General features: G+C 71.2%; 13 protein-coding genes and 1 pseudogene. 7 read left to right on the forward strand and 7 right to left on the reverse strand.

The genetic code is table 11. The features are described 5' to 3' along the window. Positions 1-345: 345 nt before the first annotated feature. Positions 346-1,093 (reverse strand): annotated as a pseudogene (locus tag WA675_RS23555) (DUF3027 domain-containing protein); the annotation flags it as partial. Between the two features lie 8 nt (positions 1,094-1,101). Here WA675_RS23555 and WA675_RS23560 point away from each other — a divergent pair. From WA675_RS23560 to WA675_RS23570, 3 genes are all read left to right on the forward strand, one after another. Next, complete coding sequence (locus tag WA675_RS23560) at positions 1,102-1,878, forward strand: glutaminyl-peptide cyclotransferase (RefSeq protein WP_336087184.1); 777 nt, start codon at positions 1,102-1,104, stop codon at positions 1,876-1,878. 67 nt (positions 1,879-1,945) lie between these two features. Beyond that, a complete protein-coding gene (locus tag WA675_RS23565) occupies positions 1,946-3,868 on the forward strand; it encodes an MFS transporter (protein WP_336087187.1) in 1,923 nt (640 codons plus the stop codon). Next, on the forward strand, positions 3,865-4,380 hold the full coding sequence (locus WA675_RS23570) for a DUF2771 domain-containing protein (RefSeq protein WP_336087189.1): 516 nt from the start codon (positions 3,865-3,867) through the stop codon (positions 4,378-4,380). The genes WA675_RS23565 and WA675_RS23570 overlap by 4 nt, the downstream gene beginning before the upstream one ends. 40 nt (positions 4,381-4,420) lie before the next feature. Here the strand turns inward: WA675_RS23570 and WA675_RS23575 are convergent, their stop codons facing one another. Continuing rightward, entirely contained in the window at positions 4,421-4,840 is a 420-nt protein-coding gene (locus tag WA675_RS23575; RefSeq protein WP_336087215.1) for a cold-shock protein, read from the reverse strand. A 162-nt stretch (positions 4,841-5,002) separates the two neighbouring features. Here WA675_RS23575 and WA675_RS23580 point away from each other — a divergent pair, with 162 nt between their 5' ends. Beyond that, on the forward strand, positions 5,003-5,218 hold the full coding sequence (locus WA675_RS23580) for a hypothetical protein (RefSeq protein ID WP_336087191.1): 216 nt from the start codon (positions 5,003-5,005) through the stop codon (positions 5,216-5,218). 333 nt (positions 5,219-5,551) lie between these two features. Continuing rightward, positions 5,552-6,157 carry a transglycosylase family protein gene (locus tag WA675_RS23585; RefSeq protein ID WP_336087193.1) on the forward strand — a complete coding sequence of 202 codons (606 nt, stop codon included), beginning with the start codon at positions 5,552-5,554 and terminating at the stop codon, positions 6,155-6,157. 66 nt (positions 6,158-6,223) lie between these two features. On the opposite strand, the gene WA675_RS23590 is transcribed toward WA675_RS23585, so the two are convergent. Next, the gene (locus WA675_RS23590; protein WP_336087195.1) at positions 6,224-6,415 is read right to left on the reverse strand and encodes a hypothetical protein; all 192 of its coding nucleotides are present in this window, start codon (positions 6,413-6,415) and stop codon (positions 6,224-6,226) included. A gap of 79 nt (positions 6,416-6,494) precedes the next feature. Here WA675_RS23590 and WA675_RS23595 point away from each other — a divergent pair, with 79 nt between their 5' ends. Beyond that, positions 6,495-8,795, forward strand: a complete 2,301-nt coding sequence (locus WA675_RS23595) for a helicase-associated domain-containing protein (protein WP_336087197.1) — start codon at positions 6,495-6,497, stop codon at positions 8,793-8,795. 10 nt (positions 8,796-8,805) lie between these two features. Here WA675_RS23595 and WA675_RS23600 read toward each other — a convergent pair whose 3' ends face one another. After that, entirely contained in the window at positions 8,806-9,324 is a 519-nt protein-coding gene (locus tag WA675_RS23600; RefSeq protein ID WP_336087199.1) for an LppU/SCO3897 family protein, read from the reverse strand. Positions 9,325-9,418: 94 nt separating this feature from the next. Here WA675_RS23600 and WA675_RS23605 point away from each other — a divergent pair, with 94 nt between their 5' ends. Further along, the gene (locus WA675_RS23605; protein ID WP_336087201.1) at positions 9,419-10,303 is read left to right on the forward strand and encodes a hypothetical protein; all 885 of its coding nucleotides are present in this window, start codon (positions 9,419-9,421) and stop codon (positions 10,301-10,303) included. A 143-nt stretch (positions 10,304-10,446) separates the two neighbouring features. On the opposite strand, the gene WA675_RS23610 is transcribed toward WA675_RS23605, so the two are convergent. From WA675_RS23610 to WA675_RS23620, 3 genes are all read right to left on the reverse strand, one after another. Further along, positions 10,447-11,838, reverse strand: a complete 1,392-nt coding sequence (locus WA675_RS23610; protein ID WP_336087203.1) for a M1 family metallopeptidase — start codon at positions 11,836-11,838, stop codon at positions 10,447-10,449. Between the two features lie 139 nt (positions 11,839-11,977). Then, complete coding sequence (locus WA675_RS23615; protein ID WP_336087205.1) at positions 11,978-12,643, reverse strand: DUF3239 domain-containing protein; 666 nt, start codon at positions 12,641-12,643, stop codon at positions 11,978-11,980. A gap of 94 nt (positions 12,644-12,737) precedes the next feature. Then, entirely contained in the window at positions 12,738-14,405 is a 1,668-nt protein-coding gene (locus WA675_RS23620; RefSeq protein ID WP_336087217.1) for a DNA repair helicase XPB, read from the reverse strand. Between the last annotated feature and the right edge of the window lie 19 nt (positions 14,406-14,424).

A 14,424-nucleotide genomic window follows, 5' to 3' on the forward strand; every position in this document is an offset into this window, starting at 1 on the left:
CGGCGGTGACCGAGCTTGGTGCGATGTCGGTGGCGCCCGCTTCGGCGGTAGTCGACGCGGACTCAGCGGCGACGACCTCGGCCGCCGACTCCGGTGCGGTGCCCTCGGCGAGGGCGACGTGCTCGGCGGCGGTCGCCTCGACCGCTGCTGCTTCGGCGGTCTGCTGGTCGTCGGCGGACTGCGCGGCAGACGCCTCGGCCACCGTGGTCTCAGTGGTCGGCTGTTCAGCGGACGCCGTCTCGGCGGACGGCTGCTCATCGGCGGGCTGGTCGGTGGATGCCGTCTCGGACGAGGACTGCTCGCCCGCGGGCTGGTCGGTGCCCGGCTGACCGGATGACGCCCGGACCTCCACGTACTCCACCGCGTGGTCGTCGAACGCCTCGTACCGAGGTGAGCCGTTCCCGCTGGGGGCGACCACATCGGAGTGCGCCCCGCAGCCGTATTCGACGTGGACCACGTGTCCGTCGGCCCCCATCGAGTTGGCGCACACGCCGAAGGATTCGCGCAGGGCACCGGCGAGGGGGACGTAGAAGCCGCACAGGCCGCAGGTGGAGGGGGCGGCCTTGGCCATCTCGGTGTCGGGGCCGTATTCGGTGTACCAGCGCTGGGCGGCGTCGACGCGGCCTTCGAGGCTGAGGACCTGGACGCGGCCGAGGCCGACCTCGCGGGCAACGTCGTCGACGACGGGATCGCCGGTGGCCACGTAGCCGGGGACCAGGCGGGGGTCGTCGGTGGGCGGGGCGAGCAGGTCGCCGGGACCGAGGTCGCCGGGGCGCACGCGCTGGTCCCACGGGATGAAGTCGGGGGCGATCAGGGCGTCGGGGCCGGGCAGTAGCGCCGACTCGCTCACCGTCGCGGACTCGGCACCGGGCGGGGCGGCGACGACGACGGCCCACTGCCAGCCGCGGTAGCCGGGCAGACTGGCCTCGAAGCGGTGGGTGGCCGCCGTCTCGTCCTCGGCGGTCACGCCCAGATGCGTTCCCACCCCGTCGGGTTCGAGCTCCACGAGCGCACGACGTGCGACTTCGGCCGCATCGGCCAGAACGGGACGCACGCCGGACTCCGAAACAGATACTGCGCTCACGGCATACATTTTGCCGTATGAAGTGCAATCGGAGTTCGTTGGCCGTCGCAGCGCTGGTCAGCCTGCTCGGCGTGGGCGCCTGCGGCGGTCCGGACGAGGCCGCGGTGCAACGGCTGCGGGTGGAGGTGATCGGCTCGTCACCGCACGATCCGCGGGCCTTCACCCAGGGCCTCGAGGTGGTCGATGGGGTGCGCTACGAGAGCACCGGCATGTGGGGCGTGTCGAGCGCGCGGGCCGCCGATCAGGCGACCGGCACCGAGACCGCGCGGGTCGACCTGCCGGACCCGCTGTTCGCGGAGGGCATGACCAAGGCGGGCGACATCGTCTGGCAGCTCACCTGGAAGGACGGGATCGCCATCGCCCGCGATCCGGTGACCCTTGCCGAGATCCGCCGCGTCGAATACCGGGGCGAGGGCTGGGGCCTGTGCGCCCAGGACGACCGGCTGGTGATGAGCGACGGCACCGCCACGCTCACCTTCCGCGACCCGGTGACCTTCGCCGAGACCGGCTCGGTGACATTGACCCAGTTCCGCGACCCGCGGCCCAACGAGCTGGACTGCGCCCCCGACGGCACCGTGTACGCCAACAACTACCCGACCGACGAGATCCTGCGCATCGATCCCGACACCGGCCGGGTGACCGCGGTGATCGACGCGGCCGGGCTGCTCACCGCCGAGGAACGGCAGCGCACCGATGTGCTCAACGGCATCGCGCATCTGCCGGGCACCGACCACTTCCTGCTCACCGGCAAGTACTGGCCGCACCTGTTCGAGGTCCGGTTCGTCCCGAAATGACGGGTTGTGGCCGACACCGCCGCGCCGCGGGTGAACGCCGATCGCCCGCGTGCGACAGAATTGGACTGTGACTACGCCCCGCGAACCATCCGGTCCCGACCGTGGTCGCCGGGACGGTACCGCCGCGGGCGCCCCGCCCGGCCGACACCCCGGCTTCGGGCAGTACCCGCCGCGCTCTGGTGATCCGGAGCTGCGCCGCGCGCCGCGCAAGGTCTTCCCCCGCCCCGATCCCCCGACCGCACGCTTCCGCGGCGCGGGCCGCGACGACGACACCCGTGACCTCGGCGCCCGGGATCCCCTACGCAAGCCCGACCCCGCGCGCGAGCCGAACCCGCGCCGGTCCGACGCCCGCAGCGGCGACCCGCGCGAGCCGAACCCGCGCCGGATCAACCCCCACAGCGGCGACCCGCGCGAGCCGGACCCGCGCCGAGCAGACCCACGCCGGGCCGACCCCCACCAACCCGAGGCAGGCCCGCCCCGCACCCGCCCTCTTCCCCGGCCCGACGAGCCCGCCGACGACGAGACCCGCCAGCGCGTCCCGCGCAAGCTGACCGTCACCCGCGTCGCCGCCATGCGCAGCCGCGAACTCACCGAACGCGGCATCGCCACCTTCCAGCGCGCCGCCAAGGCCGACGGCGCCGACCAGTCCGGCCTGACCGCGCTCACCTACGCCACCATGGCCAACTTCGCGCTCGACGCCGCGATCGCCGTGGCCCTGGCCAACACCCTGTTCTTCGCCAGCGCCACCGCCGAGTCCAAGGTGAAGGTGGCGCTGTATCTGCTGATCACCATCGCGCCCTTCGCGGTGATCGCCCCGCTGATCGGCCCGCTGCTGGACCGCCTCCAGCGCGGCCGCCGCCTCGCCCTGGCGACCACCTTCGGCCTGCGCGCCGCCTTCGCCGTGCTGCTGATCTTCAATATCGACACCTGGGGCCTGTATCCGCTGGCCCTGTGCATGATGGTCGGCTCGAAGTCCTTCGCGGTGCTCAAGAGCGCGGTCACCCCGCGCGTGCTGCCACCCGATATCGATCTGGTCCGCACCAATTCCCGGCTGACGGTGTTCGGCCTGGTCGGCGGCACTATCGGCGCTGGCGCGCTGGCCGCGCTGGCGGCGCTGATCGCCGGGTCCACCGGGGCGCTGGTCTTCGCCGTGGCGCTCGCGCTCACCGGCGCGTATCTGAGTCTGCGGATTCCGTCCTGGGTCGAGGTGACCGAGGGCGAGGTGCCCGCCACGCTGAGCTATCACGGCTCCGACGCGCACACCGAGGTGCTCGAGCCGGGCCAGGAGTCGAGCGTGCCCGCCCGGAAACGCCGTCAGCCGCTGGGCCGCGCGGTGGTCACCGGACTGTGGGGCAACAGTTCGATCCGCGTGCTCACCGGCTTCCTGACCTTCTATATCGCCTTCGTCGCCAAGGGCTCGGGCGGCAGCCCCACCGAGCAGGCGGCCATGCTGGCCGCGGTCGGCGCGGCGGCGGGCTTCGGCAATTTCGGCGGCAACGCCACCGGCGCCCGGCTGCGCCTCGGCAGGCCGTCGCTGGTGGTGCTCGGCTGCACCGCCGCGTGCGCGGGGGTGGCGCTGTTCGCGGTGTTCACCGGCAATCTGTTCGGTGCCGTGTTCGCCGCGCTGGTGGCCTCGGCGGCGAGCGCGCTGGCCAAGGTCTCGCTGGACGCGGCGATCCAGGACGACCTGCCGCCGGAGTCGATCGCCTCCGGTTTCGGCCGCTCGGAGACGGTGCTGCAGCTGAGCTGGGTGGTCGGCGGCGCGGCGGGTGTGCTGTTGCCGATCGAGTTCTGGAAGGGTTTCGCGGTGATCAGCGTGGTGCTGGTGGCCGGGCTCGCGCAGACCTTCGCCAGCTACACCGGCCACACCCTGCTGCCGGGTCTGGGCGGTAACCGCCCGCAGCACGCCGACCAGGAAGTACCGACAACCCATCCGTTCCGGGCAGGTCCCGGGACGGTTCCGCGAGGGACAGGAGACCCCATCCGGTGAGCAAGCTCAACGTCCGCACGACCCTGGCCCTGGTCGCGGCAGGCCTGGTGGCCGTCGCCGCGGTGACGGCCGTGTGGGTCGGGATCGCCGTGTCGAAGGCACCCGCGTACCAGCCGCAGATCACCGCCTACGCCTACGGCGAGTCCGTCACCGTGGAGCCGTTCATGTACTGCACGGTCCGGATGGAAGACTGCCGCTACGGCGAGACCACCCCGCTGACGGTCCCCTCGGGCCTGCCGGTCCAGCTGTCGCTGCCGGAGCGGATCTCCGAGTCGCCGTGGCTGATCCAGCTCATCTACCAGCGCCCCTCGGGCGAGCAGGTCGACCGCGTGCTGAGCTTCGCCGACTTCCCCGACGGCGCCCGCGCCATCACCGTCGAGTCCCAGCCCGAGCCGGACCTGCGCCTGGTCGGCATCGAGGTCCAGCTCCCCATCCTGGCCCGCGACACCGCCACTGGCCGCGAGACCTACATCCCGCACGCCGCCTGGTCGATCGTCACGCCCGAGCCGTGAGACAGCTCGGCCCCGGACAGTGGTCCGGGGCCGATTCCGCTCAGTGGTCGAGTTCGCGGGCGACGGCCCGGACGACCTCGGAGATGCGCTGGGACAGCTTGCGATCCGGGTACTTGCCGCGGCGCAGGTCCGGCTGGACCTTCGTCTCGAGCAGCGTGATCATGTCCTCGACCAGGCCGTGCAGCTCGTCGGGCGACTTGCGCGGGCCGGTGTCCTTGCGGGCGGTCGCGGACGCGCGCTCACCGCGCACGCTGGGCGGGGCCTCGAGCAGCTTGAGACTCAACGCCTGCGGGCCACGACGCCCGGCGGCCATGCCGAATTCGACGCGCTGACCGGGCTTGAGCCCGTCCACGCCCTCGGGCAGCGCGGAGGAGCGGACGTAGACGTCCTCCCCCTCGTCTTGGGAAAGGAAGCCGAAGCCCTTTTCGACGTCGTACCACTTCACCCGGCCGGTCGGCACTGCGCTCACCCGTTCATCATCATTCGATACCCGAGCCCCTGTGGCCCGGATCGGTCCCGCGTTGTCGCGAAAAGAACGCGCCCCACAACATGGCAGGACGCGATGTGCCCAGAGTCTACCCCGGTGGCCATACCCCGAGCACATCAGTTTTACGGTGCAACAGTGACCAACTCACCTCGGCGGCGCAGCGATCGCCTGCTGCAACTGGCCGTCGCCCTGTTCGGGATCGGCATCCTGGCGGTGATCGGCATCTTCGTGCTGTCGATCGTGTCCGACAGCGAGCCGGGCCTGTGGCTGTACCTGCTCGCCATGCTCGCGCCGGTCGGTTTCCTGCTCGCCCTGGTGTTCGCGTTGTGGTCGGGCCGCCGAGCTCGCTAAACATGTGACCTTCGTCACATCACAGCGGGATAACGAACTGAGCGTGCAACCGTCGCGAACACCCGGCATGCCGACTACCAGCGCGGACGCCTCGGGGATCACCCTGAGACCACCCCGAGACACCCAGGAACCCGCCGGTTACCAAATAGTGACTTTCGCCGCTGGGCGTCGTACCGTTTCTGGCAGCCGGGGCAAACCCCGGAACCACCGGCCCGCCGCACCGAGCCTCACCCCGCGGGTACCGGACCCCGATTGGAATCAGGGGTGAGGGCGGACCGGGAGACCTCTCAGTCCGGACCACATGCAGGTGCGCACGAGAGGAAGAAACCCGATATGAGTGGACGCCACCGCAAGCCGACTTCCACCGGGCGCACTGCTGCCAAGGTCGCCGTCACCGGCGCGATCTTCGGCACCGCAGCCGCTGCCCTCGCCGGAAACGCCAGCGCGGCCCCCGACTCCGACTGGGATCGCCTCGCGCAGTGTGAAGCCGGCGGCAACTGGGGTATCAACACCGGCAACGGCTACCAGGGCGGACTGCAGTTCTCCCCCTCCACCTGGAACGCACACGGTGGTGGCGAGTACGCCGCCACGGCCAACCAGGCCACCCGCGAAGAGCAGATCGTGGTCGCGGAAAAGGTTCTCGCCTCTCAGGGTTGGGGCGCCTGGCCCTCCTGCTCGGCCAAGCTGGGCCTGAGCAGCGGCCCGACCGAGCGCATCGCGCCGTCGCCGAGCTGGGTCCCCGAGGTCAGTGTCCCGCAGGTGCAGGACCCGAGCCAGGAAGTCTTCCAGGCCGTGGACCGCGCCCTCGAGGTCGTGCAGCAGCAGGGCATCGCGGTGCCGCAGCAGGCGCTCGACTTCGTCAACAACGCCAAGGGTTCGCAGCTGGACCCGGCCGTGATCGACTTCTTCCAGGCGAACAAGGGCCTGCTGCCCTCCTGATCGCCCCCGCAGACAACAAGAGCCCGCATCCTCGAAGGATGCGGGCTCTTGTCTTTCCCGTCCGAATTACACCCGGTTGATGGTGGTCTGCGGGTGCACGTAGGGCAGCTGCGTAGCGGGGACGGGAAACTCGGTCTCCTCGCCGAAGGGCGAGAGGTTACCGGCGCGGGTCGACGACAGTTCGGTCACGGCGTGCTCGCCGTCGGCCACCTGCGGCCAGCCGTTGTCGACGTAGGGTTTCTTCGATTTGTTCACCACGGCCTCATTCTGGCACAGGGGTGTGCTCTCGCGACCGGCACCACGGGCCGCGGCGGCCGGAAACGGTAGTCTGGATCGGATGATCGCGACGGACTCCCTCGCCGATTGGCTCGGTGCGCGTACCGACGCCCAACTGGTGAAACTGCTGCAGTTGCGGCCCGATCTGGCGGTGCCGCTGCCCGCCTCGATGTCGGTGCTCGCGGTACGCGCCCAGCAGCGCGCTTCGGTGCTGCGCGCCGCCGACGAGCTGGACACCCTCGAGTTCGCGATCATCGAGGCGCTCACCGCCAACGAGGACGCGCGCACCATCGGCACCACCGTCACCCCGCTGACCCGCGCGACCCTGCACGCCCAGCTGAAGGACCGGGTCACCAAGACCGCCTACACCGCCGCGCTGACCAGGCTGCTCGACCGCGCGCTGGTCTGGCAGACCGGCGACGACCTGCACATCACCCCGTCGGCCGTGGAGGCCCTGCCCTGGCCGGTGGGTGCCACCACCGCGCTGCCCGACGCGCTCACCGAGCCGGAGGCGAACGCCGCGCTGGCACAGGCGAGTCCGCCCGAGCGCGCGCTGCTGGAGAAACTGGCCACCACCGGCCCGCGCGGACGCACCCGCGACGCCGCGCCCGGCACCCCGGCGGACCGTCCGGTGCCGCGTCTGCTGGCCGCCCGGCTGCTGCATCGCATCGACGACGAGACCGTGGAACTGCCCGCGACGGTGGGCCAGCTACTGCGTGGCGAACCCGTCACGGACCCGCACGCACTGGCCCCGCCGAAGCCGTCGCCGGGCAAGAACGCGCCCGCCGAGGTGAACGCCGTCGGCGCGGGCGAGGTCGGGGAACTGCTGCGCGACTGCGCGGATCTGCTCGACGCCCTCGGCAAGCTGCCCGCCCCCGCCCTGCGCGCCGGTGGGCTCGGCGTGCGCGAACTGCGCAGGCTGGCCAAGCAGACCGGGATCGACGAACAGCGCACCGGACTGCTGCTGGAGCTGCTGGCCGCGGCCAAGCTGGTGGAGAAGGGTCTGCCCGAACCACCGCCGGAACTCGACACCACCGATGACTTCTGGGCCCCCACCCCGGCCGCCGACGCCTGGTCCGACGCCCCGCCCGCCACCCGGTGGGTCGTGCTCGCGCAGGCATGGCTGGAGCTGGACCGGATGCCGTGGATGATCGGCCTGCGCGACGCCGCCGACAAACCGATTGCCGCGCTCTCGGCCGAGCTGCGGATTCCGCACGCCGTGCGTGACCGGCACGCCATCCTCGGGCTGCTCGCCGAGTACCCCAGCGGCACCGCCCTGTCCCCCACCGAGATCGGCAAGCTGCTGGCCTGGCGGATGCCACGGCGGCGCAGGCACTTCCGCCTCGACGCGGTGACCGCGACACTGGCCGAGGCCGCCACCCTGGGCCTGCTCGGCCGCGGCGCGCTGGATTCCGCCGCGCGGGCGCTGCTGCACGGTGCCGAGAACAGCGTCGCCGACGCCGAGGCGGAGATGACCGCCGCGCTGCCCGAGCCGGTGGATCACGTGCTGGTGCAGGCGGATCTGACGGTGATCGCGCCCGGCCCGCTCGTTCCCGAACTGCGGCACCGGATCGCGCTGGTGGCCGATGTGGAGTCGGCCGGTGCGGCCACGGTCTACCGGGTCGGCGACGCCTCGGTGCGCCGCGCGCTGGACGCGGGCCTGACCGCCGCCGAACTGCACGCCCTGTTCGCCACCCACTCGCGCACCCCGGTCCCGCAGTCGCTGACCTATCTCATCGACGATGTCGCCCGCCGCCACGGCCAGCTGCGCGCGGGCATGGCCCAGTCCTTCCTGCGCAGCGACGATCCCGCGCTGCTGGCCCAGGTCCTGGCCGCCCCCGTCGCCGAGACCCTGGCCCTGCGCGCCATCGCGCCGACCGTCGCCATCGCCCTGGCACCGCTGGGCGAGCTGCTCGAGCAGTTGCGCGCGGCCGGTTTCGCCCCCGCGGGCGAGGATTCCGCGGGCGCCATCGTCGACCTGCGCCCGCGCGGCGCCCGCATCGCCGTGCGCCCCCTGGCCCGCAAGCCCTACCGCCCGAGCCCGCCCACCGACACCCAGCTCGCCCAGCTGGTCACCGAACTGCGCGCGGGCGAACGCGCCGCGGGCGCCCGCACCGGCCAGTCCGTCCGCAGCGACGGCACCCGCACCGGCACCGCCGCCACCCTCGCCCTGCTCCAGCTGGCCGCCCGCGTCCGCCGCCCGGTGAACATCGCCTACGTCGACGCCCAGGGCACCGCCACCCAACGCGTAGTGGAACCCCTCCGAGTCGGCAACGGCCAACTAGACGCGGTAGACCCCGTCACCGGCGCCACCCGCCACTTCACCCTGCACAGAATCGCGTCGGTCGCCCTACTGGACTGACGCGATGGGGTTACGGCTTGGCGAGGCAGAACGTGGTCGCGGGGTCCGGGACGGTGCGGAACTGGGTGGCGTCGGCGCCGCAGAGCAGCTCGTCGGTTTCCCCATCGATGCGCTTGACCACCTTGAACGTGGCCTCGGGGGCCGAACAGCCGACCGCCTCGGCCGGACGCGTTCCGGCGTCGGCGTAGCACTGGCCCTCGGCGAAGTTCGGGGTGAGGCAGAGGCCGGTCTTCGTATCGCCGACGGTGCCGTTGAAGGTGGCGGCGTCGGCATCGCAATCCAGGGGTGCGGTGCCGGTCGTGGCGATGCGGTAGGCCGCGGAGCTCGACGCGCAGTCGGCGAGGGTGGCGGTCATGGCGTCGGCGGTGTTGTCGGAGACATGAACGCACGAGCCTGCCGCGACCGACGGTGCCGCGTCCTCCTCGGCGGAGCAGGCGACGACCGCACCGGCCAGCGCGAGGGTGGCGACGGGGGCGAACACGAGCCGTGCCAGCAGCCGCTTTCCTGGGTTGAACACTGAAAACCTCACTCACCGAACGGTTCAGGCATACACGAACGCCGGTGACGATACCCAAGACCGCGCCTGCCGCGCTCGTCCGCGTCGGCTGGCTACCATCGGGGGGATGAGCATCGACGCTGTCGCGGACGAGCTGTACGGTCTCGACCCCGCCGACTTCGTGTCCGCCCGCACCGAGCGCGCCGCCGCGGCCCGCGCGGACGGTGACCGCGAGCTCGCCGCCGCCGTCACCGCCCTGCGCAAACCCACCGTCGCCGCGTGGACGGTGAACCTGCTCGCCCGCCACGCCCCCGCCGAGATCGCCGCCCTGCTCGACCTCGGCGACGCCCTGCGCGCGGCCCAGCGCCAGCTCTCCGGCGACAAGCTGCGCGCTCTGGGCACCCAGCGCCAGCAGGTGGTGAACGCGATGACCAAGCGCGCGGGCGAACTGTCCGCCGAACACGGCCGCACCGCCACCGAACAAACCCTGCGCGAGGTCGGCCAGACCCTCACCGCCGCCCTCGCCGACCCCGATGTCGCCGATCGGGTCCGCGCGGGTGTCCTGCCCGCCACGGTCACCTACGAAGGCTTCGGGCCCGCGGGCCTGGTGGCGATCTCCGGCGGCAAGGGCCGCACGGATACCGAGCCCGGCGGCAAGCCCACCAAGCGCAAGGCACCCGCCCGCCGCACCGGCCCGTCACCGGAGGAGGTCGAAGCCGCCCGCCGCGCCGAGGCCGAACAGGAACTCGCCGACGCCGAAGCCGGTCTCGCCGAAGCCCGCACGGCCCGCGACGACGCCGAATCTTCCGCCGCCCGCACCAGATCCGACCTGGCCGAAGCCGAATCCCAGATCGACCGCCTCCGCACCGAACTCGAACACGCCGAACAGCAACGCCACTTCGCCCAAACCGCCGACCACCGCGCCCGCGGCGAACTCACCGCCGCGCGAAGCCAATTCGACCGTATGCAACGCTGGGCCGAACGCGCTCGCACTCGCCTCGCTGACGACTGACCGTCGCGGCGTGACGCCTCGTCCGCTCGCGGGCCCGAGCGGAAGGCACCAGGGGGCTACGTGCCCGGGTCTGCGGCACCGGGACGGTTACCCAGGTCAGCGGCGCCGCGACATAGCGGAGCGGCCCACGATCGCGGCGCGGTTCAGCCGCCCAGCGTCCCCGGATACAGGAACGCATCCCTCGGTGCCCGCGTCCCGTCCAGCCATTCGGCGAGGAAATCCCGCAGCGGTAGCGACGTGCGCGTTTGCAGGAACTCCCGGAACTCCGGCATCGAGGCGTGCCCGTCGCGGTGGGCGGTCACGAAGTCCTTCAAGGCGGCGAAGAAGACGTCCTCGCCGATCAGCTTGCGCAGGGCGTGCAGAAACAGCGGCCCGCGGTAGTAGACCGAGGTGAACTCGGTGCCCGCGCCGGGATCGGCCAGCGCGTACTCCCAGAACTCGGTGTCATCACGGTATTTCGCGATCGTATCGCGGTACTTGGTGTCGACGTCGGCCCCGTCGATCCGCTCGATCCACAGGTAGTCGGCGGTGTAGCTGGCGAAGCATTCGTTGAGGCAGATGTCGGACCACTGCCGTACCGACATGGTGTCGCCCCACCACTGGTGGGCCAGCTCGTGCACCACGGTGTTGAGGTCGGCCCACGGCGCGTAGGTGGGCCGGGTCTGGGTTTCCAGGGAGAACGGGATCACAGCGTCGACGTAGATCCCGCCCGCCACCTCGAACGGGTAAGGGCCGTACAGGTTTTCGAGGAAGTCGAGGATCTCCGGCACCCGCTGCTCGTCCTCGCGATTGTGCTCGGACTCCGGCGCGAAGGCGCTCAGCACGGGCGTGCCGTCGGCGCGGCGGGTCTCCAGGAAGGTGAAGTGGTCCACCGCCATGGTGGTGAGGTAGCCGATCACCGGCTGCCGGGTCTCCCAGGTGGTGGCCAGCCGCCCGTCGCGAACCTCGTGCCGGGTGCGCTCGCCGGTGGACATGATCTCCCACTCGGCGGGCACCGAGGCGTGCAGCGTGAAGGTCGCCTTGTCCAGGGGTGTGTCGTTGAGCGGGTACCAGGTGCTCGCGCTGTGCGGCTGACCGACCGCGAAGGCCCCGCCGCTGGGCGCGTAGGTCCAGCCCTTCCCCTCGGTATCGGCCACCTCCCCCGCGTAGTCGACGACGATCCGCAACGGCAGCCCGGCAGGTAGCGGCAGCAGCGGGGTGACCACCAATTCGTGTTCGCCCTCCCGCGCGAATCCCGCGGGCTGCCCGTTGACCGTCACCATGAGCACCTCGGGCCCACGGAAGTCGAGATTGAATTGCGCGAGCGGCTGCACCGCCCGCGCCTCGATCGCCGCGGTGCCGCGCAGGTGATGCGTCGGCGGGTCGTAGTCGATGGCCAGGTCGTAGTGGCTCACGTCGTAACCACCGTTGCCGTCGAGCGGATAGTACGGATCGCCCGCCCCCGGCGCCCCGATCAGCGCCGGATCGGCCGCCGCGGGCCCGGTCCCCAGTACCAACAGCGCGACCACCGCGCACACCCCCGCCGACCATCGCATGCCCGACCCCTTTCCCCTGGCTGACGCTCCATCGTCGCAGCTCACCGCGCGCTACCGCACCCCGGACCACCTGGACGAATGGTCACGTTCGTTCCTCAGCCGACGCCGCCGCCAGCGCGTCGTGATCAACCGCCCAGCATCAGCCGAGGTCGGCGGGGAGCTGGTGGGGGTCGAGGAGGAGGCGCTTGGTGGCGGTGCGTTTGACGCGGGCGGCCAGGGCGAGGTTCTCGGCGAGCAGACGCCATTCGATCTCGGTGATGGCGGCGGCCGCGCGATCGATGACGTCCTGGTCGCGCGTACCCCAGGCGATCGGCATGGCCGTGACGAGCTGCCAGCGCTCCCCCACCTGACGCGGCGCGCGATCGGTGCGCACCGCGACCGCGGGCACCCGCTCACCGCGCCGCGGCGCGTGCCCGGGCAGGGTCCGCACCTTGCGGGTGATCAGCGCCCAGCTGCGGGTGGGCGCGGTGGGTTCGGCGATATCGACCAGGGCGAGCAGCACGATCCCCGACGGCTCGGACTCGGTGACCACGGCGGGCACCAAAGGCCCGTCCTGGTACAGCTTTTCGATGCTGGAGCGATGGGGCGTCCACAGCGCGACCCACAGCGCGATGATGGCGGCGAGCACACACACCACCGCCAGCAGATATCCCCACGCCTGGCCGCTCACCACCAGCGCGGCCGTGGCCGCGACGGCGAGTCCCGCCACGAGCAGGGCCAGCAGGCGGAGCCTGCGTAACCCGGTGAACGTCTCGTTGACCGCATGAGCGTGCTCACGGTCGACCACGAATTCGAAGCGGCGCACAGTTCCTTCCTAGCACAGGTTGCGGAGGAGTTGCCTCCACTTATCTGCCGAGGGGTTCCTAGCACCGTACCCCGCCCCGACCTGGGGATGAGGGCTACGCGCCGTCACCGATCGGCGGTCCGAGCAGATCGTCGGCATCGGTGATGCGGTAGGCGTAGCCCTGCTCGGCCAGAAAACGCTGCCGGTGCGCGGCGTATTCGGCATCGAGCGTGTCGCGGGCGACCACCGAGTAGAAATGCGCCTGTCCCCCATCCTGTTTGGGCCGCAGCAGCCTGCCCAGGCGCTGCGCCTCCTCCTGCCGTGAGCCGAACGTGCCCGAAACCTGCACCGCCACCGAGGCTTCCGGCAGATCGATGGAGAAATTGGCGACCTTGCTCACCACCAGCACCGGGATCTCCCCGGACCGGAACGCGTCGAAGAGCGCCTCCCGCTCCTTGTTCTTGGTCGCGCCGGTGATGACCGGCGCGTTCAGATCGATCCCGAGTTCCTCCAGCTGGTCGAGATAGGCGCCGATCACCAGCGTCGGCGCGCCCTTGTGCCGCTCGAGAATGGACTCCACCACCGGGATCTTGGTGCGCGCGGTCGAGCACAGCTTGTAGCGCTCCTCCGGCTCGGCCGTCGCGTAGGCCATCCGCTCGGCATCGGTGAGGGTGACCCGCACCTCCACGCAGTCGGCGGGCGCGATCCAGCCCTGCGCCTCGATGTCCTTCCACGGCGCGTCATAGCGCTTGGGACCGATCAGCGAGAACACATCGCCCTCGCGGCCGTCCTCACGCACCAGCGTGGCGGTGAGCCCGAGCCTGCGCCGGGACTGCAGGTCGGCGGTCATCCGGAAGACCGGTGCGGGCAGCAGATGCACCTCGTCGTAGATCACCAGACCCCAGTCGCGGCTGTCGAACAGCTCCAGATGCTTGTACTCACCCTTCGACTTGCGGGTGATCACCTGATAGGTGGCGATGGTGACCGGGCGGATCTCCTTGCGCTCACCGGAGTACTCGCCGATCTCGTCCTCGGTCAGCGTGGTGCGCGCCAGCAGCTCGCGCCGCCACTGCCTACCCGCCACGGTGTTGGTGACCAGGATCAACGTGGTCGCCTTGGCCTTGGCCATCGCGGCGGCACCGACCATCGTCTTACCCGCGCCACACGGCAGCACCACCACGCCCGAACCGCCCGCCCAGAACGAATCGGCGGCCATCTCCTGATAGTCGCGCAGATGCCACTTGCCCTCGGTGTAGTCCAAGCCGATCTCGTGCGCCTCGCCGTCGACATACCCGGCCAGGTCCTCGGCGGGCCAGCCGATCTTCAACAGCATCTGCTTGATGTGCCCGCGCTCGGACGGGTGCACCACCACCGTGTCGTCATCGATGCGGGCACCGAGCATCGGCGCGATCTTCTTGTGCCGCAACACCTCCTCGAGCACCGCACGATCCAGGCTGACCAGGCACAACCCGTGCGCCGGATGCTTGACCAGCTGCAACCTGCCGTAGCGGCCCATGGTGTCGACGATGTCGACCAGCAGCGGCTGCGGCACCGCGTACCGCGAGAAACTCACCAGCGCGTCCACCACCTGCTCGGCATCGTGCCCCGCCGCCCGCGCGTTCCACAGTGCCAACGGGGTGATCCGGTAGGTGTGCACATGCTCGGGCGCGCGCTCGAGCTCGGCGAACGGCGCGATGGCCTGCCGCGCGTTACCTGCCAGCTCGTGATCGACCTCGAGCAGCAGGGTCTTGTCGCTCTGGACGATCAACGGCCCGTCGGTCACAACCTTGCTCCTGTGTTTA

The sequence above is a fragment of the Nocardia sp. SSK8 genome, assembly GCF_037034205.1.
Classification (GTDB): domain Bacteria; phylum Actinomycetota; class Actinomycetes; order Mycobacteriales; family Mycobacteriaceae; genus Nocardia.